The organism is Cupriavidus sp. GW822-FHT02D05 (assembly GCF_058802485.1).
The window spans coordinates 157384-179956 of the sequence record NZ_JBXAOE010000016.1 but is presented as its reverse complement, the minus strand read 5'-3'; the positions used below and the strand labels follow the sequence as shown (position 1 = coordinate 179956).

Annotated in this window: 18 protein-coding genes; 2 read left to right on the top strand and 16 right to left on the bottom strand. The window is 64.9% G+C overall.

Features of this window, described 5'->3' with window-relative positions:
• Positions 1-191: 191 nt before the first annotated feature.
• The 12 genes from AC1RQK_RS22090 to AC1RQK_RS22035 form a co-directional block, all read right to left on the bottom strand.
• Positions 192-2600, bottom strand: a complete 2409-nt coding sequence (locus tag AC1RQK_RS22090; protein WP_492811184.1) for a polysaccharide biosynthesis tyrosine autokinase — start codon at positions 2598-2600, stop codon at positions 192-194.
• A gap of 41 nt (positions 2601-2641) precedes the next feature.
• A complete protein-coding gene (locus AC1RQK_RS22085; protein WP_492371894.1) occupies positions 2642-3364 on the bottom strand; it encodes a Crp/Fnr family transcriptional regulator in 723 nt (240 codons plus the stop codon).
• Positions 3365-3642: 278 nt separating this feature from the next.
• A complete protein-coding gene (locus AC1RQK_RS22080) occupies positions 3643-6228 on the bottom strand; it encodes a glycoside hydrolase family 2 protein (RefSeq protein ID WP_492811145.1) in 2586 nt (861 codons plus the stop codon).
• Positions 6229-6282: 54 nt separating this feature from the next.
• On the bottom strand, positions 6283-7275 hold the full coding sequence (locus AC1RQK_RS22075) for a DUF1839 family protein (RefSeq protein ID WP_492371896.1): 993 nt from the start codon (positions 7273-7275) through the stop codon (positions 6283-6285).
• Complete coding sequence (locus AC1RQK_RS22070) at positions 7275-8279, bottom strand: amino acid--[acyl-carrier-protein] ligase (protein ID WP_492371897.1); 1005 nt, start codon at positions 8277-8279, stop codon at positions 7275-7277. Before AC1RQK_RS22070 ends, AC1RQK_RS22075 begins: the two co-directional genes overlap by 1 nt.
• 10 nt (positions 8280-8289) lie before the next feature.
• On the bottom strand, positions 8290-9489 hold the full coding sequence (locus AC1RQK_RS22065) for an acyl-CoA dehydrogenase family protein (RefSeq protein ID WP_492371898.1): 1200 nt from the start codon (positions 9487-9489) through the stop codon (positions 8290-8292).
• Entirely contained in the window at positions 9486-9737 is a 252-nt protein-coding gene (locus AC1RQK_RS22060; protein ID WP_017225097.1) for an acyl carrier protein, read from the bottom strand. The genes AC1RQK_RS22065 and AC1RQK_RS22060 overlap by 4 nt, the downstream gene beginning before the upstream one ends.
• A gap of 128 nt (positions 9738-9865) precedes the next feature.
• A complete protein-coding gene (locus AC1RQK_RS22055; protein WP_492811142.1) occupies positions 9866-11275 on the bottom strand; it encodes an undecaprenyl-phosphate glucose phosphotransferase in 1410 nt (469 codons plus the stop codon).
• Positions 11276-11401: 126 nt separating this feature from the next.
• Positions 11402-12070: a phosphatase PAP2 family protein gene (locus AC1RQK_RS22050; RefSeq protein ID WP_492371900.1), complete on the bottom strand. Its 669-nt coding sequence runs from the start codon at positions 12068-12070 to the stop codon at positions 11402-11404.
• Between the two features lie 652 nt (positions 12071-12722).
• Entirely contained in the window at positions 12723-13034 is a 312-nt protein-coding gene (locus AC1RQK_RS22045) for a hypothetical protein (protein ID WP_492371901.1), read from the bottom strand.
• 99 nt (positions 13035-13133) lie between these two features.
• Entirely contained in the window at positions 13134-13583 is a 450-nt protein-coding gene (locus AC1RQK_RS22040; protein WP_492371902.1) for a DNA-binding response regulator, read from the bottom strand.
• Between the two features lie 221 nt (positions 13584-13804).
• Entirely contained in the window at positions 13805-14665 is an 861-nt protein-coding gene (locus tag AC1RQK_RS22035) for a response regulator transcription factor (RefSeq protein WP_492811139.1), read from the bottom strand.
• A 500-nt stretch (positions 14666-15165) separates the two neighbouring features.
• On the opposite strand from AC1RQK_RS22035, the gene AC1RQK_RS22030 reads away from it, so the two are divergent.
• Entirely contained in the window at positions 15166-16881 is a 1716-nt protein-coding gene (locus AC1RQK_RS22030; protein ID WP_492811137.1) for a phage integrase family protein, read from the top strand.
• Positions 16882-16936: 55 nt separating this feature from the next.
• On the opposite strand, the gene AC1RQK_RS22025 is transcribed toward AC1RQK_RS22030, so the two are convergent.
• Together AC1RQK_RS22025 and AC1RQK_RS22020 are read right to left on the bottom strand one after the other, a co-directional pair.
• A complete protein-coding gene (locus tag AC1RQK_RS22025) occupies positions 16937-17950 on the bottom strand; it encodes a ParB/RepB/Spo0J family partition protein (protein ID WP_492811135.1) in 1014 nt (337 codons plus the stop codon).
• 2 nt (positions 17951-17952) lie between these two features.
• Positions 17953-18612: an AAA family ATPase gene (locus AC1RQK_RS22020; protein WP_006159055.1), complete on the bottom strand. Its 660-nt coding sequence runs from the start codon at positions 18610-18612 to the stop codon at positions 17953-17955.
• Between the two features lie 365 nt (positions 18613-18977).
• On the opposite strand from AC1RQK_RS22020, the gene AC1RQK_RS22015 reads away from it, so the two are divergent.
• Entirely contained in the window at positions 18978-19181 is a 204-nt protein-coding gene (locus AC1RQK_RS22015) for a cold-shock protein (RefSeq protein WP_043352637.1), read from the top strand.
• Positions 19182-19399: 218 nt separating this feature from the next.
• Here the strand turns inward: AC1RQK_RS22015 and AC1RQK_RS22010 are convergent, their stop codons facing one another.
• Both AC1RQK_RS22010 and AC1RQK_RS22005 read right to left on the bottom strand, forming a co-directional pair.
• The gene (locus AC1RQK_RS22010; protein WP_174425750.1) at positions 19400-20494 is read right to left on the bottom strand and encodes a replication protein RepA; all 1095 of its coding nucleotides are present in this window, start codon (positions 20492-20494) and stop codon (positions 19400-19402) included.
• 1684 nt (positions 20495-22178) lie between these two features.
• The gene (locus AC1RQK_RS22005; RefSeq protein ID WP_006159057.1) at positions 22179-22382 is read right to left on the bottom strand and encodes a cold-shock protein; all 204 of its coding nucleotides are present in this window, start codon (positions 22380-22382) and stop codon (positions 22179-22181) included.
• Between the last annotated feature and the right edge of the window lie 191 nt (positions 22383-22573).

Here is a 22573-nt window from a genome sequence, read left to right as displayed (position 1 = left end):
CCGGCGGCTCCCGGCCTGGCATAACCCATCGAAATCCGTGTCGCGGCCCGCCCAACGGCCCTGATTGGCCACCGCAGGCCGCGATTTTCATGACAACGCGCAACGTGCAGGTTGCGAGGAGGCGTTTCACAAGGCCCGGGCGCACGCAGAAACGGGTACGCTCATGGAGATTTCCCTGGCGTCCCCGGCTATCAGGCGGCTGGCATGGAGCCATGGCCTGCCTGCTGCTCTGCCGAGCCGGCCGGCGCGGGGCGCGACTCCAGCGCCAGCGTTTCAGGCCGCGCGGCCGGCAGCGGCAGCCCCAGGTACGGGCTCATCGCGGCGAAGTCCGCGCGGTTGCTGCGCCGGGGCGTGACGCCGTTAAGCATGCCACCGGCAAGCCGCGCCCCGGCGCGAGCCAGGCGCTTTAGCGCCTCGTCCACTTGCGCGGCGGGCGTGACATCTGCGCGCACCACCAGCAGCGTCGAGCCGGCCAGGTTGGCGACCAGGGTGGCATCGGCCACGGCCAACACCGGCGGCGTGTCGATGATGATCAGGTCGAAGCGCGCCTTGCAGGCCTGCAGCGTCTCGGCCAGCGCCGGCATCATCAGCAGCTCGGAGGGATTGGGGGGCATCGATCCGGCGGTGATCACCGAAAGCCCCGACACCACGGTGGGCCGCATCACCGCCGCGAGCTCTGCATGGCCCGCGAGCAATTCGGCCAGCCCCGGCTCGGCGGCCTGGTCGAACCAGTTGGCGATCTTGCCGCGGCGCAGGTCGGCGTCGATCAGCAGCACGCGCTGGCCAGCCTCGGCGAACAGCACGGCCAGGTTAACGGAGGCAAAGGTCTTGCCGGTGCCCGGCGCCGGGCTGGTCACGGCCAGCACCGCATCGGGCGCGTTGCGCACGGCGAAATGCAAAGCCGCGCGCACGCTGCGCAGGCCCTCCACCGCGAGCGCGTGCGGCGAGCGCCGCGCCAGCAAGAAGCGGTCATGCAGCCCGCACCGCAGCAGCCGCTCGGCCTCGCCGGTGGAGAACCCGCCGGGTTCGGCCAAGGCGCTGCCAGGCGCGGGCGCATACAGGCGCGGGGTGGGCTGGGCGGCGAAGCCCATCATCATGCCCAGGCGGCGATGCACCTCGGACTGGTGTTCGAGCTCGGTCTGCTCGCTGCTGAACGCGATCTCGCCGAGCATGGGCATGCCCAGCCGCGCCTCGGCATCGGCGGCGTCGGCCACCGAAGGCCTGTAGCGCTGGCGCGCGGCCACGCCGGCAAGCCCGAGGCACAGCCCAAGCAGCGCGCCGCCGCCGCTCAGCGGCCACGGGCCAACCCCGTCGGGCCGGGCGGGCGCAAGCGCCGCATCGACGATGCGCATGTTGTTGGAGCGATCCGACTGCACCAGCGAGAGCTGCTGCACCCGGTTGCGCAACGTCATGTACATGTCCTCGGCCACCTTCACGTCGCGCGTGAGCGCCACGGACTCGCGCTCCGTCTCCGACAGGTTCTGCATGCGCGAATCCATGTCGCGGCGCACCTTGCTGAGCTCCTGGATCTGGGTGTCGACCGTGCGCACTTCATTGCTGTCGGTGGTAAAGCGTTGCAGCAGGCGGGTACGCTCCAGCCGCAGCGCGGCGATCTGGCGCTGGTAGTCCATGCTGCCGTTCAGGTACGACTGCGCGTCCTGGGTCGGCGCCATGGTGCCGCTACGGGTACGGTAGCGCGTGAGCGCGGCCTCGGCGCGCTCCAGCTCGCCCTGCACGCGCGGCAGCTCGCCGGTGACAAAGGCAAGGCTGCCGGCCGCATCATCGCGGCGCTGGGTGGTCTGGCTGTCGATATACGCTTGCGCCACGCCATTGACCAGCGCGGCGGCCAGCTTGCGATCGGGGTAGCGCCAGGCGATGCGCACAGTGCCGGCGTCGCGCGTGTGTTCGTCCACCACCAGCTCGCGCGAGATGGCATCCACGGTGGAAAGCGGATCATGGCGGATCAGTTCGAAGCGCGTGCCCGGCCGCGCATCGAGGTTGGCCACCTGCAGTTCCACATCGTTGCCCGCAGCCGGCTCGCCCGCCACGCCCTCGAACAGCAGCGCATTGCCGGCATACAGGCGATAGTGGCCCTGCGGCTGGACCTCCAGCATCAGCGGCACGTTAAGCAGGCGCTCGGGCACCGCCAGGCTGTCGATCTGGATGCGCTCGCCGCCCCAGGCGTAGCCCAGGCTTTCCGGCCAAGGGGCCATGGCTTGCCCGGGCTCGGCAAAGCGCGCCACCAGCGCACCCACCAGCGGCGCGCGCAACGGCACCGCCGAGACGTCCAAGTGCAGCCGCTCCACCACGGGCCCGACCACCGCGCGGCTGGTGAGCATGCCGGCATCGAACGGGGCGGCGGGGCCGGCCTGCGCCGCGCCGCGCGCGCCGGCATTCTGGCCTGCGTCGCGTGGCTCCACCTGCACCAGCGCCTCGACGCGATAGTGCTGCGGCATGGACAACGCAACCAGCGCACCGATGGCGCCACCGGCGAGCGTCAGCGCAACGATCCAGCCAAGGTGATCGACTAGTGCGCGCGAGCCCTGCGCTCGCGGCTGCGCCGGCTCATTTGCAGCCGGCGACGCACCGGCAAAGGTCAACCTTTTCACGGCAATCTCCCTGACCCAACCCCGCTCCCGCCTCAAGCACTGGCAAGCGCCGGCAGCAAACGATCGAACTCGCGCTTGACGAGTTTGTAGCACTCACAGGAATGTGCCTCCAGCCCATGCCGGTCGAGCACCGTGATGTGCCCGCGGCTATGCTGGATCAGGCCCAGGTCCTCCAGCTTGCCGGCGGCCTCCGTCACCCCTTCGCGGCGCACGCCCAGCATGTTGGCGATGACCTGCTGGGTGATCACCAGCTCGTTGGACGCCATGCGATCGAGGGCCAGCAGCAGCCAGCGGCAAAGCTGCTTGTTGAGCGAGTGGTGACGATTGCACACGGCGGTCTGCGCGATCTGGGTGAGCACGGCCTGCACATAGAGCAGGGTGACGCGCTGGATGGCCGGGGAGTGCGTGAATTCCTGCTTGAGCGTGGCGGCGGAAAGGCGGTAGGCAAAGCCCGGCGTGCGTACCTCGACGCGGCAGGGCATGGTGTCGCCGCCGGTCAGCACCGGGATGCCGACGAGGCCTTCATTGCCGATGGCGGCGATCTCGACGGTGGCGCCGTCCTCCAGCAGCGACAGCATCGAGACGATGGCCGTCGTGGGGAAATAGACATGATGGATGCGCTGGCCGGAATCGGTCAGCAACTGCCCGGCGCGCATGCGTACCAGCTCAAGATGCGACGACAGTAATTCCCAATCCTTGCGCGGCAAGGCGCCAAGCACATGATTGACGTGCAGATCCGAACGCTGACTGATCATTACTCTCTCCCCGTGACCAGCCGTACGAATACCTCGACCGAAGCCGGCCCACCTAGCTCCGGAGGACCCGCGCCGACCACCTTTTCTTTGACCCTGGTTCGCACGGCATTTGTGCTTGTATTAAGTGCCATATGTGGCCCTGCCAACAGTAGCCGCACGGCTGAAACCTGATCATCCTTCGGTAGGTGTGAGAGCGCGGCCGGGCCGCATCGCCGGTGCGCGGCAATGACGGCCAGGCGGCGCTTCGCGCCGTCATCGTCTGGCGCTTTTCCGCCTCTTCAGGCGCCTGGCGCGCTGTAGGCAATCGCGCGGCGCGCATTGAGTGCATGGACCTCCCCCATCGGGATGGGATCTGCCTGCGCAAGGCCTACACCCTGCGCGCCTTCGCGGCCTCCACCTTGCTGGCCGTTATCGGGCAAGAGTTTCACGCGCAGCTGGCTGCCGGGCGCAAGATGGAACCAGTCGTGTTCCGCGCGAAAGGCGATATCGTCGATGTGCACCCAGCGCGCAAAGCGCCGGGTCGACACCGTGAGCCACCAATCGCCGTCCTCGCGCGCCACGCCGACCGTCAGCTCCGGCGGCTCGAGCGCGGCCGCGCTGCGCTCGGGCAGGTAGCAGGCCTGGCTCAGCAGGGCGCCGTCGCAGGGATCGAGCAACGCGGCGCGCACCACATCGTGCAGGCGCGGCCCGAAACGATAGGCGTATGTGAAATCAAAAAAGGCACCCGCCAGCGCGGCGCCGCTGATGCGCCGCGTGGAGCGCGGGGCCAGGCACACATCGTGCGCGACATCGAGCAACGCGGTCTCGCCGTCGCGCCAGCATTGCAGTTGCAGGCGCACATTGCGCGGCGTGGCGCGCTCATTGATCAGGTGCAGGTGAATGCCATTGAGGCCTTCGTCAGTGATCAGCACCTGCAGCGGCTGCCACACCTGGCGCAAGGCATGCCAGGCCGACTTGGGCCGGGCCAGCGCATCGACAATGCCCCAGCCCGCGCCGGGCAGCAGGTCCTGCAACTGCCACACCAGGCCGCCCGAGCAGGTAGAGCCCGCTCGCCGCCATTCGCTGAAAACGTCGGTCATCAACTCCGCCACCACGGCGCGGGACAACATCAGGTAGCGCGCTGTGTCCTCGTAGCGCAGGCGCGGCGGGTCCACCTTGAACAATTCGCGCAAATAGAAGTCGCGCACATCTTCGAAGTCCCAACCGCTGCCGGCATCGCGCGGCACACGGGCCTTCCAGCGTGGATCATGCACGGGCGGCACCGCGAGCGCGTCCGACACGGTACGCGCGCAAGGCACGTTGGAAAACGCCAGGCACTCCGAGGTAAACCGCACATTGGCGCGGCGCGCGTCGTCAAGCGAGCGCTGGTAGGCGCCCACGCCGTAGTAGTGCGTCACGCCGCTGTCGGCCTGGAAGGGCCACGCACCGCCGCACGGCGAGTTGCGCACATACACCGCGTCGGGATGCCAGGCTGCAATGCACGCTGGAATGATCTCGTCGAACAAGGGCTGGCGCCAGGTGGCCGCGGGCGTGCCCATCATCGCGGCCTGCTGCTCGACTTCGCTGCCGCCGCACAGCACCGCCACGCTGGGATGATGGCGATGCGCCGCCAGCCACTCGCTGACCTCGCGCGTGGCCTGCGCCATCAGCGGGCGCACGGCCTCGGCGCTGGCCGAGTAATCGAAGTTCGCGAACATGAAATCCTGCCAGACCAGCAGGCCAAGCGCGTCGCACGCGTCGAAGAAGGCCTCCCCCTGGTAGCAGGTAACACCGCTCACGCGCACCATGTTCATGCCCGCGCCGTGCGCCAGCGCGAGCCACTTGCGCACTTCGTCGGGCGCATCGGCGTGGCCGGCAAGGTCGTGGCTGGTCCAGCAGGCCCCGCGGCAAAAGATGCGCTCGCCGTTGATGCGCAGCGCAAACCCCTGGGCGTCCTCTTCGTGGTCCGCCAGGCCGTCGGTGCTGCCATGGATGGTTCGGTCGAGCTCGATGCGGCGAAAGCCGACCTGCCCACACGCGATGCGCTCTTCGCCCAGCCGCAGATGCACCGCATAGCGCTCGGGCGCGCCATGCGTGTGCGGCCACCACAAGCGCGGCTCGGGCACGGCCAGCTCGCCCTCGTAGGCGATGCCGCCGGTGCCGGCGGCGTCCACTGCCTTCATGGGTGCCTCGCGGCCATCGACGCACAGCATGATCGTCATCGCTGGCGGCAGCGGTGCCACGTCGCGCAGGCGCAGCCGGATGACGCCACCCTGCGCCGCATCGGCGGCCAGGCTTGCCTGCAGGTCCAGGCGCGCCGTCAGCAGCGGGCTCGCGTCGGTGGCAAGCGCCAGCAGGTCGATGCCGCGCCAGGGCCCGATCGTATGCACGCTTGGGCACCAGCCGGGCATGTGGCCCAGCAGCGTGGTGCGGACCAGGCGCAATGTGGGCGGCGTGATCATGCGCGGCTTCCAGCGCACCGGGCCGCGCTGCGTGCGCAGCCAGCGGTGCAGCGAGCGAAAGCACAGGCAGAGCACATGCTCGCCATCGAGATGGAGCTCGGCCTCGAACGCCGTAAACATGTTCTGCGCGTCGAGCACGCGCACCTCATCGAGCCAGACCTCGGCCACGGTAGCCAGGCCGTGCAGGCGCAGCCGGTACGCGCCCGTGCCGGACACCGTAACGCGGTACCAGTAGTCGTGATCGTGCAGCGGCCGCGGTGCCGCCGCCTGCCATTGCCCCGCAGCCTGGAGCGCCTGCGCCACCGTCCCGGGCACCTGGGCCGCCATCCACGGGCCGCGCCCGGCCAGCGCCGCGGGCGATGCCACGGCGCCGGCGGGCGTCTCGAGCAAGGCCCAGTCGCCGGCGAGCGGGTGCCGGTGCACGGGTCGCCCAGGGACGGGTGTCAAGCCAGGCGGCGCATGCATGGGAGGCGGCCCTCAGTACTCGGCTTCGCCCACGTAGCCCGCCAGCGCCGGCACCGCCAGCTCGTAGGAGGCCTCGAGCTGGTCCAGGCAATCCTGGCAGCGATCCACGCGGCGGCTGATGATGGAGCGCACCAGGCGGAACTGCATCACCATGGCCTCGGACGCGAGCTTCTGGCACGCGCCCGCAATGCTCTCAGGCATCGGCTGGCCATGCTGCGCCAGCCAGCGCAGGTACTGCCCGAGCAGCTCGAAGTTGGCGCCGAGCTGGCGCAGCACGCTAAAGGCGTAGGGATGGAAGGTTTGCTCGCCACCGGCCATCAGTGCTTCCTGATGCGCGGGAAACGCCGTGCGGAATGCCGTGATGGGATTCTGACGCGGACGGCGCGCCAGGTGCTTGCGCAGGAGCGCCAGCGACGCGCGCACCAGCATCGCCCCTTCCAGCGCGGGGAACCGGCGGCGCGCCACCTCGGCGTAGGGGAACAGCAGGTTCACGTCGTCCGCCAGCGCGGGCAGACGACGGAACAGCCCGGCGTAGTCCTCGCCGGTGGCCACGTGATAGCCCTCGTTATGGTAGTAACCCACGGACTGCGCCTCGGGCATCATCACATCGATGCCGATGGTGGTCTTGGTATGCTCGCGCCGGTACGACGTAGCCCGGTTGTCCGGCAGGTAAAAGCCATCCACCTCGAGCAGTACCACGTGGCCGCGGCAGGTCTGCCCGGCGACGCGGTCTTCCATCGACTCATATAGCGACAGCTCCTGCACCACCACGCCGTAGAGACGTTCGAGATCGTCCGGCGGGTATTTGAAGAAGGTGAACTGATCGCCCTCGAAATCCTGCGACACGGTGAACCCGAGCGCCGCAACCGGGTCCAGCTCCCAGCCGTGCAGCAGTTCGATCCACAAGTCCACATAGCAGTTGGTCTGCGGCCAGACGGGATTGCCATTGTGCAAGGCGTGCGACACGTGCATGCCGCGCTCCAGGGTTCGCGGGTCAACGAGCATTACAGCCCTCCCAGGGTGGCGCGTACGTCCTTGGGCCACAGCGACAGGTCGAAGCCGTGGTGGCGCAGCAGCGCCAGCGTCAGGCGCTCGATGCCAAATCCCACGCAGCCGGTGTGCGCCGGCTCGCCGTCGGCGGTGCGCAGCGCCCACACCTGGCCGAAGTGGTCCATGTGGTAATTGAAACTCATGCACGCCGTGGGCGGGGCGCCCTCGTTGATCGGGATGAGCAACTCGAACTTGAGCTTCAGTTCGCGCTGGCTGTCCGCCACGATCTTGCCGCCGCGCCCGAAGAACGGGTCATTGGCCACGTCCACCTCGTGCGGAAGCTCGAGCATGGTGGCCAGCTGCTGGCCGCGCTCCATCCACAACTGGCGAAAGGCGATGATCTGCCCGGCATCGCCCAGGCGCACATACTCACGCTGGCGGAACATCTGCATGCGCGCCGGATCGATCGAAGGCTCGTGGCGGAAGCAATACGACATCACATCCACCACCAGCCCCTGCGGCGGCATCGGGCCGCGCCGCGCCACCGCCGGATAGATCGGGTAGCACGCGGCCGGCGTTAGCACCACGCGGGTCGGCCGCTGCTCGTCAGCCCATTCCTCGCCCGCCTCCATCCGCGCAAGCAGGCGATGATGGTCGCGATCGCTGCCGCAAAAGCTGTGCACGGTGCCGGCTAGCTGTGGAAAGCTCTTCAGGTAGTCGCTAGCCTCGAAATCCTCGCGCGACATGGCGGGCGGAAAGCGCATCACTTCCGCGCGCTGGTCGGCGCCGAGCGCGGTGACGGCCACGTTCAGGCCGTCCGCGATGGCCTCGAACACCGCGCTGCGGCCATAAACGCCGTCGACCCCGCTCGGGATCAGCAGGCCCGCCTCAATCAATGCCTGCTGGTAGCGCCGCTGGCCTGCCTGCGGATCGCCGTACGAAGGCGTAGCGGCCGAAGCGGCGGCTGCGTCCGCGGGCGCGGAATTGGCGCGATCTTCCACGCTGACGTTGGCATCCATGTCGTGCTCCTTAGCTGGAACGCTCGGCCAGCAGCAAGCTAGCGGTATTGGTCAGGATCCGGTCATTGTTGATCATCAGCGGCGCGGACCAGAGATCGCGCAGGTGACGCCCGAGGCTGTAAGGCGTGCCTTGCTTGTAGCCGGCCATGCCGCAGATCATCATCGCCTGCTGCACCACCTCGATCGCCATCGTGCTCACACTGGTCTTCAGGCCGTTCATCTCCGCGGCGAGCGAGAACAGTGCCGACACCGAGAGGCCCGTGTGACGCTGGCGCTGGTGCTCCAATGCGAGCTCAAGCCGCCCCTCCATCATCTGCACCATCGCCACCGCGTCGGCCACCCGCGTGGCCGAAGGCGGCAGCGAGCCCGGGCGCGCACGCGCCTGCCCCTGGAAGAAGGCCTTGGCGCGCTGCACGGCATCACCGGCGATGCCGGTCCACAAGGCGGCCCACAGGATGTGCGAAACCGGCGTCATGGTGCCGTCCGCGATCTCGCCGAACGCCACCGGAAGGATCTGCTCGCAGGCGCCGCGCGCTTCCAGGCGAAAGCCGTTGCTGCAGGTGCCACGCATGCCAAGGGTGTCCCACGCGCTGAGGCTCTGCAGCGTGAAATCGTCTTTGAGCAGGCACACCATGACCTGGTCCGAGGGCGAGGCATCGGCATGGCGGCGCGCGGTGGCCAGGATGGCGTCGGACTGCGCGCCGTAGGAAATCGTGGGCGCCATCTTGAGCAGATGGAATCGGTCGTTCTCGACATTGACGGCACAGCCGCTGTTGCGCAGGGCACCGCCGATCGCTTCCTCGGAGGTGGCCGAGGCAAGCAGCAATTGCTCTGAGGCAATGCGTTGAAGCAACTGCTCATGCCAGGGGTTGCCCGTTCCGTGCTCGACGATACAGGCCACCTGGATCTGGTGCATGGCGTAGACCATGCCCACCGAGGAGCAGGCCGCGCCCAGCACGCGGCAGATGGCCGCGACCGTGTCGAGCGACGCGCCTGCGCCGCCGTGCGCCGCGGGCACCATGGCGCTAAGCAGCCGGTGCTGCCGGATTGCAGCAAACGCGTCGTGCGGGAACGCCGCATCGCGGTCAACCTGATCGGCGTGCTTGGCCGCTTCGAGCGCCGCAAGCTGCGCCGCCGCCATCAGCTCGGTGGCGGTGGTGTGCTCAGTCATCGGGCGTGCCAGGTCCACGCTGGTTAAGGGGGGGCTCATGCTGCCTCCTGTTGCTGTCTTAGCTGTTCGGCCGCCGCTGCCAGCGAGTTGACGCTGCGAAAGAGCTGCCGGGTCAGCATGGCATCCGGGATCTCGATATTGAATGCGTTTTCGATTGCCAGCATCACATGAACGGTGGCAAGCGATGACAATCCGGCTTCGTAAAGATCGGCCTGGTCATCGAGCGCGTCTACCGACACGTCGAGCCGCGCCACCTCGGCAAGAATCTGTCGAATGGTTGCCTTCATCTCTGGTTCTCCTCTGTGAGGATGCTCGGGTTTCATCATTGGGCCGCAGCTACTGGCCGGCTTCGGTGCGCTGGCCCACCAACTTTGCAAGTCGGCTGGCGGCCCGGGTGTCCTGGGGGGTGAAGAACTCAGAACACCTCGCGTCCCGTCCAGCCATGCAGCGCCGTGCGCAAGATAATGTGCAGGTCCAGGCGGAAGGACCAGTTGCGGATGTAGAAGATGTCAAACTCGATGCGCTGGCGCATCTTCTCTACCGTGTCGGTCTGGCCGCGAAAGCCGTTGATCTGCGCCCAGCCGGTGATGCCGGGCTTGACCCGGTGGCGCAGCATGTAGCGATCGATGACTTCCTTGTAGATCTCGTTGTGCTCGATGGCGTGCGGGCGCGGGCCCACCACCGACATCTCGCCACGCAGCACGTTGACGAACTGCGGCAGCTCGTCCAGGCTGGTGCGGCGCAGGAAGGCACCGATGCGCGTGACGCGTGCATCGCCGCGCACGGCCTGGGTCACGCTGCCCGCGTCCTGGTGCTGCACCATGGTGCGGAACTTGTAGACGTGGAATGGCCGGCCATCCATGCCCAGCCGAGCCTGGCGGAACAGGACAGGGCCGGGAGACGAGTGCTTGACCAGCACCGCGATCAGCAGCAGCAGCGGCGACAGCCCGACCAGCGCCGCCAGCGCGAAAACGCGGTCGAAGCTGCCCTTGAGCAATCCTGTGATGCCCGACTGCGGTGGGCTGTTCAGGTCGATGACCGGCAGGCCGAGGAAGTCGCTGAAGCGATGGCCGAGCAGTTCGACCGCCATGATGTCAGGCACCCAGCGGATGTCGATCAGGTCGTTGCGGAAGTGGGAGACCACGTCATAGAGATCGCGGCACGCAGCCATCGGCAGCGTCAGCCAGATTTCGCGCACGCCATTGTTGCGCACGAACGTGCAAACCTGCTGCAGCGAATCCAGCCGCGTTACGCCCGCGGGCACCGGCTGCTCCGTGCCTTCGTCGTAGATGCCGGCGACATCGTATCCCGCGCCGCGATTGTTCCGTACGCGCTGGTACATCTCGTGGCCAAGCGAGCCGTAGCCCAGGATCACCACACGCTTGGCATTGATGCCGTGCTCGCGCACGCTGCCCAGCATGCCGTAGAGCACCACCCGGGAGGCCAGCAGCATGACGGCCACGCTCAGGACCCAGCCCATCGACCAAAGCCGGGACAGCGCGGCCGACTGGTGCATCAGGTACGCCGTGACCAAGCCCAGCATGCACACCGCGCCCCAGGCCGCGAGCGTGCGCACCGCCAACGCGGCGCGGCTGCGGCCGCGCCAGGAGTTGTACAGGCCACAGGCGGGGAACACCAGCAAGGTGCTGACCGAGCACAACACGGTGATGAAGCCATGGACCGGAGCGGCGCCACGCAGGCCCTGGGGAAACAGCAGTTCGCCAACCACCGCGCCGCAGGCGGCAACGATGGCCGCATCGGCGAAGCGATACAGGATTTGGAGGGCGGCCTGCCTCTCGGCAACGAATGCGCGAACCGTCGACATGATCTGCCTCCATCCGGCGAGCCGGACTTGTTATGCAGATCATGGTTACGCCGCGGCAGCGCTACCGTCTGTTTGCTTGCGCACAGACGGGCTCTGGACGCGTGCTGGCGGGCCGGGCCTCCCGCCTCAGCGCGGCGTGGCGGGGGACAGGCAAGCCAGCACCGCGGATCCCTCGCGCTGGCCAGCCCATTCGCGCCATTGCCCGCGCTGGAACGGCTTGTCACGCCCGGCCAGCCGGGCGGCAAGGATTTCGAGCCAGTGATGCGTGGGCGCGGCGACACCAACCGCCGGCACGCCCAGCATCAGGACGACCACCAGCACGCCTGCCAGGGCCGGTGCCGAGCGGGCCGGCCGCCGGCCCCAGAAGATGAAGCTCAGGCTGACGGCAAATCCGAGCGCAAGCCCGCTCAGCACTTCCGAGCCTGAATGCGCCTGCAGCTTCAGCCGCGAGACGCCCACCAGCAACGCCAGCAACAGGCCGATCCCGCCGGCGCCAACTGCAAGACGAGGATGCCGCGCCGACACGATCAGGTAGAACAGCACCGGCAATACCGACGCCGACATCATGCTATGCCCGGAAAACCCCGTGAAGTTGAGCGCCGCGCAGCCAATGCCCCAGCCCATGAAGGCCAGCTTGGAGGCCAGCACCACTGCTGCGGTCACACCGAAGCTCAGCACCCAGCGGCGTGCGCTGGCAACGGCGCCGGCATGGAACAGCCATGCGGCGATCAACACGGCGCAGGGCAGCAGCAGGGAGGTTTCGCCGAAGCGGGAGATGAGGTGCCAGGGAATCATGATGGCTGTTGGAGGGTCGAGCACGCGAGCAAAGTAACACAGTTGCGCAACAGCTTCTCCGCAGGCTTGCCCGCTGCGCGGGCTTTCGGGCTGGCCTCAACCCAACCAGAAGCATGAGGCGGCCACGGTGCCACCCGCGGGCCATGCGGCAATGCGAAGCACGCACTGGGCTGGCGGGTTTCCCTGGGAACTGGGGGGCCTGCCCTTCAGCCATGTGGCAGATGCATCTTCTGGTCGATACAGCTACCGCGGGTGTTTGGCTATCGTCGGAGAGTGGCCCGCCGAGCGGAATCGAGCTGGCCACTTTAGAGTCCGCATGGTCCCCCGGTCGGCGGACTCTTTTTTTTTGTGCGGCGCCTTTGGATTTCGGCAATTTTGCGGGCAGCCATCTCAGGCAGGAAAAGAAACAGGCCACGGTTTGCCGCCTCTGCCAGCCGGCTCGACCGTGGCCATCAAGATCCGGCGCAGCATGTGCTGCGACCGAAACACGCGTGCGCGCATCCCTGCCGGCATGCGCACCGGAAAATCTCCGGTCCCCCGAACACGCGCTCGTCGTCGCCCCCTCTTGCCTTACTCTCGTTGTCTTGCCGCGGATGAGCAGCCGGTGGCATCCCGCACTGCTGCCGGGATGCCCTGGCTTAGCGGCCGCGGCCTAGCCGGCCGCCGGCTCATGCACGCGCTCCAGCGCCGGTTCGCTCGCCACCACCACGCAGTACTCGTGGCGAGCGAGCAGTCCGGCGCGCACGGATGCCACCTGCCTGCGTGCTTCCTGCTCACCGGCAAAGGTAGCTGCCGCGATCGCAGCAGCCTCGCAGGCGTAGCGCCTGCCATGCAACTCTCCGCGGTACAGCAGCGGCTCGTCGCGCCCGGTAGTCAGCCTGATTTCGTAGCAGCACGCCCACTTGCCCCGGCCCTCCGGCACGGCAAAGCCGCGCACGACCAGGATATCCAGCCCGTTTTCCATATGACCCCCTGTGCAGCGCGCGGCGGCCGGCTTGACATTGAGCGTCCCGGCTTCGTTATCCGCGCACTATCAGCATAGGTAGCCGCATTGGCGCGCGCATCATCCCCTTGCCGTAGACCCACCTGAACCGATGGGGGAGGGCGGTGGCATGGCAAAGGCCCTGCGCGGAAAACACTGGCCCCCGGCACGCACCAGCGCCACCGCGGCCCGCGTTTGCTCGGGCGAGGCTGGCACCGGCAGGCAGCCGCCAGCGCCGAGGCCAGCGGCGTAGCGCGCGAACTCGGGGTCGGGGGTCTCGCTCATGACCAGCCAGCGCCGGGGCGCCAGACGGGAGTGCAGTGCATCGAGCAGACGGAACGGATCGGTATCGGTGCCGCTGCAGTCAAGCAGCGCGAACTCGATGGGACCCGGAGGTAATTCGGCTGGGGTCGCCTCCAGCAGCCATTCGGGGGTCTGCGATAGCACGGGGGCGAGCGCGGCAAGCTCGCGGAGGTGCCGCAGCACACCTCGTCGCAGCATCATGTTGTGGGCAAGCAGGAGCGTTGTCATCGGCTGTGGGCGACAGCGGGTTGCGTTGGTTGCGCGGGGTGCGCTAAGCCAGCGAGTGCCAGGACCGGCTTCCCGCGAGAGCCACTTGTTTGTTGATCAGGGTAGCAAGTAGAGCACTACGCCGCCTCGTGCATTCGGATGAGGCGGCGTGTTGCAGAGGCTGGAGTCACTGGTGCTTTGGGCCGCCGGGCGCCACTGCGCGCGCTCGGAGGGACTAACGATCAGGCCGCCTGGCAGACACCGACCAGCTCGACCGGCGACAGCCCCGCGCCGCGAATCGGCACGGCAGCGGTTGCCGGGCCCGGCCAACTCAGCTTCGCGCCACGCTGCAGCGCTACGTAGACCGCCTCGCCCTTGTTGCGCACGTGCAGGCGCTGGTAAAGGGTGCATGCATGCGTCTTGGCGGTAGCCACCGAGATGTTCAGCAAGCGGCTGACGGTCTTGATCGGATAGCCGCGCGCCAGCAGCGCCAGCACCTCGTACTGGCGCTCGGTGATATTAAGCAGGTGCGATCCGGCCGAAGGCGTTTCCGGCTCTGGGGCATCGGCGCCCGGCAGGTGCTGTGCCGGGTGGGCGGCTGCCTCACGTTCGCCATCGACCTGGGTCGGTCCGGCGTGCATATGCAGCGTGGCCAGCGACGGCCTGGCCGGGACCGAGGGCCACGGCACAGGGCTCGCATCGGCGTGCGCCGCCTGGGCCCGGGCGGGAAAGCACTCGCCGTCGGCAAGGACAAGGCGGATCGCCGCATCCAGCATGTCGGCGCTGCAGGCCTTGGACAACAGGCCGCGCACGCTGTCGGGCATGGGGGTACCGTTCTGCGGCGACAAAATCTGCTCGGACAGCACCAGGACCCGCTTCGGCATCAGTGTCTGGCAAGACTGATCCAGTTCTTGCCAGCTCAACACCGGGTCCGCCGACAATCCGTAGATCATCAGGTCGGCATGGCAGAGCCACTCGGCTGGATATGGCAGGGCACCGGGATCGATATCGACGAGGTCGCCGTGGAGGCCGGCCTGGGTCAACAGATGGCGCAGACCCAGGCGCAGGAGGGGATGAGGCTCGATCAAGAGGATTGTGGCCATGGCCGCTCTCTTTTTTTGTTACGGCATGGCGAGCCCCGCGACAACCCGCACATGCTAACGGAAATGCCCCACTATGCTGCGGTTGCATTTCCATACGATCCGTTTCGCCTCCAGGCCGTGGCTGCGTACCCGCCAAGGTCCCGCTGCCCGACTGACCATCCCGTGGAGTCGCTATCGAATCGCCCCGTTTGCGCTTTTTTTACGCTGTAGATGTTTCTTAACTCAGAGTTAAAGAAATCTAACTCTGGGTCTCAGGATATGCACTGGCGGGGGTGAATGCAAGTCAGGGTTACACCCGGCGAAGCCTGTAGTGCATGACCAACGGCGTTGGACTGCGCAGCCGGATCGGCCCGCCACAGGCGGCTGACCGGCGAAAGCAGGGGGCTTTGCCGGTATAATTATCGGCATTGAATTCCACTATGCATTTACACCCGGATGCATTTAGCGATTGATTAAGTGCCTTATGAATCAAGATCTTAGCGACCAAATCGAACGTTGTCATGCAACCCGGTAAAGCCCCTAGCCTGAGTCTTACCCGCAGCGAATTTGCCGCTGTGCGGGCCTACGTGCAAGGCATGCCGGCCGCCATGGTAGCCGGGCGCTACCTCGTTGACGACAACGACGACGATGACGCCGGTGGCGAATCCGCCTTGCGGCTGTTGCTCGGGCTGCGCGACCGCATGGTGCAGTTGGCGCACCTGCATAGCCGGCAGGATCTGGCTGAACTGCTGGAAGGTGGCCCCGGGCGCTCCAACCGGGGCATGGACCGCCGGGTCGAAGCGCTGGCCGAGCTGGAACGGCTTGGTACTGCCCAGCCCCGCGCTGATCATGGCATCGAGCTCTGGTTTTCCCCCGCCCTTGCAAGGCGCTTGCGGGCACAGAAGATATCCAATCTGCATATTTTGGTGGATCTTGCCAACCGCCATGGCAATGCGTGGTGGCGTTCGGTGCCCCGCATCGGCGCCCTTGCCGGAGCGGCAATCAACCGGTGGCTGGCCGATCATCGTGATGTCGTCCGGGATGAGCGGGGCGAACCTTTGCTGCGGGACCACGTTTTCGCGCGGGGCCGCCTGGCCGAAACCACGCTTGGCCCGCGCTTGCGCCAATTGGTGCCACTTGAGCTGATGCGCGAAGAAGAATCGGGTACGGCGACAGCGATTTCGCCTGATAGTGATCTAAGGATCTCTTATAAAAGCGATCTCGTCGCCGTTCGGGCTTGGCTCGCAGCGAATCAGGCGCAGCAAAGTACCTGGCTGGCCTACCGCAAGGAGGCCGAACGACTTTTGCTCTGGACGGCGATGGAGCGATGCAAGCCGCTGGCCATGCTGGATCGGCAGGATCGCCAGGACTATTTGGCGTTCCTTCGCCATCCTGCTCCCGTGCGATTGTGGGTCGGGCCGCGTGCGCCAAGGGAGTCGGCGGCATGGCGCCCGTTCACCGGCCCGCTGTCGGAGAGCAGCGTGCTCCATGCTTCGCGCATCCTGGGCGCGCTGTTTGAATGGCTGCAAGACCAGGGACATGTGGCGGAGCACGTCTGGCAGCCCGAGAGCCAATCGAAGAGGATGGCGCTGCGCATGGCTGTGCCCGTGGCCGCCGGGACCACCCTCGAGCCCGAATCGCTGGCCAGATTCCTTGCCTGGCTAGCGGCCCAGGGCCGGGATCCCGAAGGCATTCGCTATCGCGCCGCCGAAGCAGCAGTTCGCTTGTTGCAGGAGCAGCCCATCGGATTTGCTAGCCTGGCGACGTTCACGCGCGACAAGCTTGGCGAGCACGAAGAAGTTGGTACGCATGAAGAAGTTGGTACGGCCCCTGCCGGGGATGGGCCCCGCGAGGGGGAGGGTCTTAGCCAAGCTGCTCGCAGCTCACTGGAGCGTCACTGGCACGACCGCGGGCTGGATTGGAGCAGACAGGCTGGCCAGCCGATCGTGCTCGTCGGCCCTCCCCGGCTTCCGCCCACCGGCCGTGCCAGGCGCAAGGCGGAGAGGTCGCCGGGTGCAGGCTACTCAGTCAGGGGATTGCATGCCTTGCTGAGCCAGGTGATCGAACGGTATCGACAGGCCGAGGATGCCGAGTTTGCGGCCCGCTCGCCGCGCGACCTTGCGGGGCGAAGAACCCGGGTGAAACGTATTGAGGCGGGCGGGGCGGGAGTCATGGCCCCTGAGGCTTCCGGGGCCAGCACCGTGGATCATGTTCATGTCGTTCCGGCCCTGGAGTGACCGGGTGGGGTGGGTGATCGCTGCCCTCCCCTCTCAACTATGGCTATGCAAGCTGTCAGCTAGCGGTCTTTTCCAGGCCGAAGCGCGCCTTGAGGGTCTCGACCAGCGCTTCGCGTGCGCCTCGGTCGCTCACTTGCACGTCCAGCACCACGCGCCCGGAATCCCACTCCTTGATCGTGCCCAGCAACTGCCCGGCGTCGCTGCGGATCTTGTACTGGCGGCTGATCTCCTTGATCTTGCGTGCCTTGCCTTCTTGCGCGTGCTTGCGAATCGCCTCGACCTCACGGCTGGACAAGCCCTCTGCCATGATGCGCGTGGCCAGGTCCCGTGTGCGGTCCTCTCCAACGATCTTGCAATAGAGCGTCAGCTCATAGCCGGTTGCAATCCCGATTGCGCTGGGACGCTCACGCATGACGCCCAGGACCGATTCGGGCAGCCTCAGCAGCGCCAGTGTCTTGTTAACCGTGCCAGCTGACATGCCTGTCAGTTCGCAGATGTCTTCCTCTTTCTGGACCTTGCCTTCGTCCAGCAGTTGCCGCCAGGCAATCGCGTTGTCCAGCGCCGACTGGTCGGACCGTTGCTCATTGAGCAGGAACGACAGCCGGTAGAAATCCAGGTCATTCAGGTTGCTCTCGATGAAGCATTCCATCTCGAGCTTGCCCGCGGAGGCCAACGCCCGCTTGCGGTAGTGGCCATCGATCAGGATGTAGTGCCCCGGCCGGGCCGGATCTGGCGTAGCCAGGCCCGGTGTTTTCTGGCCGTGGGTGGCAATCGAAGCCGCGCGTTCCTGCACCACTACAGGGTCGTAGATGCGGCGGGCATTGAACGGATTGTCGTGGAGCTGCGCCAGCGGCACCTTCAACAGGATTCGGCCGCCTTCCTCCTCGGACTCACTTTCAGCGCTGAAAATGGGGCTCGGCTCTCGGGCGCGCACCTGGAGCAATCCGTTGGGGTGCTGTGAAATTGCCGCTTCGGCGCGGGCAAAGCGATCGATCGCGTCCCCTCGTGTTTTTTCTGCCGCCATTCCCGCCAACATGCCTGCCTTGAGGCTTTTCAATTTTGTTGCCATACCTAGTGCTCAATCAAAGACAATACTTCGTCGACCATCATGTCGACTTCCTGCACGGACTCGCGCGCACCGGCCACGCCGTGCACGGTGCATCCAATCGCCTGGCATTCGCGAAACGGCGAGCGCGAACCGATCATCGATTGCATCAGGGGGATCTCCAGATCGTCCCCCAGAATCTCAATCGCCTGGCGCGCAATGGAAACGCGCCGCTGCACCATGTTTGCCATGACGCGGATACGCAGCGTTTCGTTCTGGACCTGAGCGTGTTGGGCCAGGGTCTTCGCGGCCACCGCCGCCCAAAGGTCGGGGGGTGATGGGACGACCGGGATGATTGCCAGATCGGAAATCAGCAGGGCGCTCGATGGTGCAGCCGAATGTACTGCTGGAGGGCAATCGACCACGATGTAATCGTAGTCCTGGATGAATTTCCTGACTTCGCGGTGCATTGCGCCACCGGACGGCGCCAGGCCGATCACGGACGCAGGAAAAGGCCGCTCGTCGCTTGCTTGCGCGGCCCAGCGCGTTGCCGTGCCCTGCTCGTCCATATCGACAAGCATCGACCGCGCGCCGCGCAATCCGAGCGTACCTGCGAGATGCATGCTGACCGTGGTCTTTCCGCACCCGCCCTTTTGGTTGAAGACCGTGATGATTTTAGCTGGCACTACGACCTCTCTTTCAGCGCTGAAAGCGCGATTATCGCTAGCCGCAACTTTAGTCAAAGTGACGTGCTGGCTCAACTGTTTTTTGAATTTATATTTTAAATATAATATTAGAGAGAATATTTCGCGTTATGGAAACGAAAGATTTCCACTTGAAATGCGACACGGAATACGCCTAAAGTAGCGATAGTGCGTCTTTCGGCGCACATGACACAACTAGACAAACTGGTTATGATGCCCGCAACAGTCGAGTCAAGTCGTGTCACCTCGTCGGCGTCCGTTCGGTAACTACGAGAACTTAGCGTGCTTGAACGGTTGTTAGCGTTGTTTGCGTTGTGTACAAGAACTTGCTTCGAAAGGAAATTCACATGACAACCGGTACGGTCAAATGGTTCAATGAGACCAAAGGCTTTGGCTTCATTACCCCGGACGACGGCGGTGCGGATCTGTTCGCGCACTTCTCCGAAATCCAGGGTTCGGGCTTCAAGACGCTCAAGGATGGTCAGCGCGTCACGTTTGAAGTAAAGCAGGGCCCGAAGGGCTTGCAGGCTTCCGCCATCAAGCCGGCCTGATCTCACGAATCACGCCGAAATCGCAGACTACGTCGGGCTCTAGGGCCTGACGTGGTAGGTAAAGCAAAAGGCAAGCGTTTCACGCTTGCCTTTTGTGTCTTTTGCGATGCGACAACGTCTGCTCTGCATCCAGGCCCCTTCGCGCCATTTCCAGGAGGCCCAACGAAAAACCCGCCAGCTCATTCAGCAGGCGGGTTCGGCAATGCATGCGCCCAGGCTCAGGCGAGCTTGCGAACGCTCGTACGGGAAGGTTGCAGGATCAGGGCCTTGGACGAATCCGCATCCACCTTGGCGCCAGGATAGACAACCAGCACATCCTTGAGCGCTTTGCGGAACAGCGCACGGAATTTCCGCTCACTTTCGGTTTCGGTGCCGAACTGCATCTGCAAGGCCTCCCACGGAATCTCGGTACGCCGCTGGATCGTGAAGAAACGGTAGGTCAGCCAAGAGTATACGTCCAGCGCGAACGGCGACTGCTTGAGTGCCTTCAGCGCGCGCATGTCGACCGGAACCGGCCGGTTAACCAGCTCATTGAAAAATGGCTCGGACAGCACCACAAAGCTCTCGAACATCGAGCCCTGCCCCGGCTGCATGGGATCCCACCAGGTCGACAGCTGGTCTGCCAGCAGATAGCCGACGCGATCGATCGAAAGCGGCTCATGGCTCTGGTTCTGATTCTGGCTCGGCGTGGACTTGTTCTGAACGATGGCAATGGTCGCGGAGAACAGGCGGATCATCTGCTGCCGCACCAGCGTCATGGTGCCGCGCTTGCCACCTGTGGCCATTGGAATGCCCAGGTTGTACATGAACTCGGACAGCGAATTGCCCAATGAAATGCGGCGGTCCTCGACCGTCCCGGTAAACTCGCCGCGCTTTTTCTTTGCCATGATCTCCTTGCCGATCCAGGCAAGCATCAGGCGCGGATAGGAGCCATAGGGATAGCCGAGCGAAACCGTTTCGGACACCAGTTTCTGGCGACCGTTGCTGGCCTTTTCTGAACGCTGCTGGGTGAAATACCCGGGCTGGATCATCAACGAAATATTTCCGCTGGTCCGCGTCCATACGGGTGGTGCACCCTTTGGCGCCCGGTAAGGCAAGGTGACCTGCACACTGGCCCGGCTCAAAAAGCCGACTTCGCCACTTTGCCAGGCATCTTCCCGCTCCATGGCCTGGGCTTCGTCGAACAGGCGCTGGAATTTCTCGGACGGAACCAGACTGTTCTCGTCGCCGGGAACGATGATGCGGGAGGGCTCACTGTCCATATCGGCTGGACCGCGGGACCCAAGGATGGTCTGGTTGCGTTTGATGGGCATATTGGCGTGCTTCGGAATACACGACTTTTTACGCGAAGCAATCCGCCTTGTCACGCAGAAACGGGTTCGGTAGACGAATTTCCTGCAATGCCGCGTGTTTTGGGTGTGCTGGGTCTCATGGCTGATTGCATGGTGGGCTACGGTGGGCAATCCCGAAGGGTTGTCCACGGGAGGCCAGCCATCAGCTACCGGTAAACGTTAAGAGTATGGGTTAACTACTTGTAAACCGTATACGGGAGACCCAGGCCCTTGATTCGTATGAGGAAAATCACCCTCTGCGAACCCGATTCTGCGTGAAACCGTACTCGATTCTGCGAAGTGCTGTACCAGATTCTGCGGTATACCGAACCCGTTTCAGCGCAAAGCCCGAACCGGTTTCTGCGTGGATAACTCCCTGTTCCCACAGGCTTTTCCACAGCTGGGGACACCAAAAGCGTACCCGTTTCTGCGCGCGCCGAGCGCCTTTCATCACGTATACCGCGTAAACCGGCATTCCGGAGTAGTTATCCCCGCAGAAATTGGTACGCCCCCAGGTTTACCAAAGCCCTTCCTGCTGCCTTGCGTACCCAATTCTGCGTGGCGAAGGCCCCTTCCGTTCCATTTGCGTACCCAATTCTGCGCTGCGGCATTTGAAAACCGGCTTTCGGGGGTTCGCCGACCCGCAGCGTACCCGTTTCTGCGGCGTACCCAATTCTGCGAACCCGCATTCAGATCCGCGCGGAGCCAAAAACGTACCCGTTTCTGCGTGCTCGTTGCGACCTCGTTTTCCGCCTCGCGTACCCGTTTCTGCGGCCTTAGAACTAGTTATCTGGTGCAGAAAATTCTCTTCTTTCTATTATACACAAGACTTATATCGAAAGCGAGTGCTTGCACTCAAAAAGAGCAAATAAATAAAAGGACTTTTGCAGACGTACCCGTTTCTGCGTAAGCCTCTGATCGGGCTGGCGCCGGCGCGAGCATCTGCGGCGAGCACCGGTCAGGTGTGCGTACCCGTTTCTGCGGCCGTGGCAGGGGCGAAAATGGCGCTATGCGTACCCATTTCTGCGGGAAAAGGGCAAAGTCCTTGCGGGGCGAGGACTTTAGGAGGGGAGGAGACGTGGAATGCGGTCGAGGGGCCGCGTGAAGGGGCCGGCTGAATACCGGAAAACGCGATTCCGGCCATCGCGCGTACCCGTTTCTGCGCGATTTCAGGTGTTTGAGCTACTGGGGCGATGAGAAGAAAAAAAACTTGGCGTACCCGATTCTGCGTTGTGATATTGCGTCACTCAGCCCCTTGCGAGAGGCCCGCGGAGGTGCTCACAGCGCCCGAATGCCGACGCGCGGTGGAATTTCACGCCATGCGTACCCGTTTCTGCGTGCCTGGCTGCTGCCTGACGTCAGGAGAGGCGACTACGGGTTAAAGAAATCACGGTTCCTGGAGGGTGCGTACCCATTTCTGCGCGGGGATTCGGAGGCTTTCTGGAATCGAAATGGTCACAGAGAGCGGGGCGTACCCGTTTCTGCGTGCTTTTTGGGGGGGGAGACGACGTTGCCAGGTGGGATCAGCGGCGCCGTCCCTGCGGCGATTCCGCTGCGATGCAGGATCCGCGCGAGGCCAGGAGGATTGCCGGACAAAAAAAACCCCGCCTCGAGAGGCGGGGTTTTCCTGACTGGGCGCACCCCTAGTGGGGTGCCAGTCTACTGCTTACAGCGGCGTGATGTTCGCAGCTTGCAGGCCCTTCGGGCCGTTCTTGACTTCGAACGACACGCGTTGGTTTTCCTGCAGCGACTTGAAACCGTCGGAGCGGATTTCAGAGAAGTGCGCGAAGAGATCGTCACCGCCAGCGTCCGGCTTGATGAAACCGAAGCCCTTGGCGTCGTTGAACCATTTAACGATACCGGTTTGCATGGTATTGCTTTTCCTGGGAAAAATTTAAAAGAAACGGATAGCTCACGCATATCCGAGCAAAGCAACTCAAGGAAAGGACACCATGGACAACGGAAGTACCATGACGGTGGCTAACGAATGTGCTGTTGCCTCGTCGCTTGAATCTAGCGGGGTTTATACGGCGGATTAGCGTCAGCGTCAAGGTAGGGTCA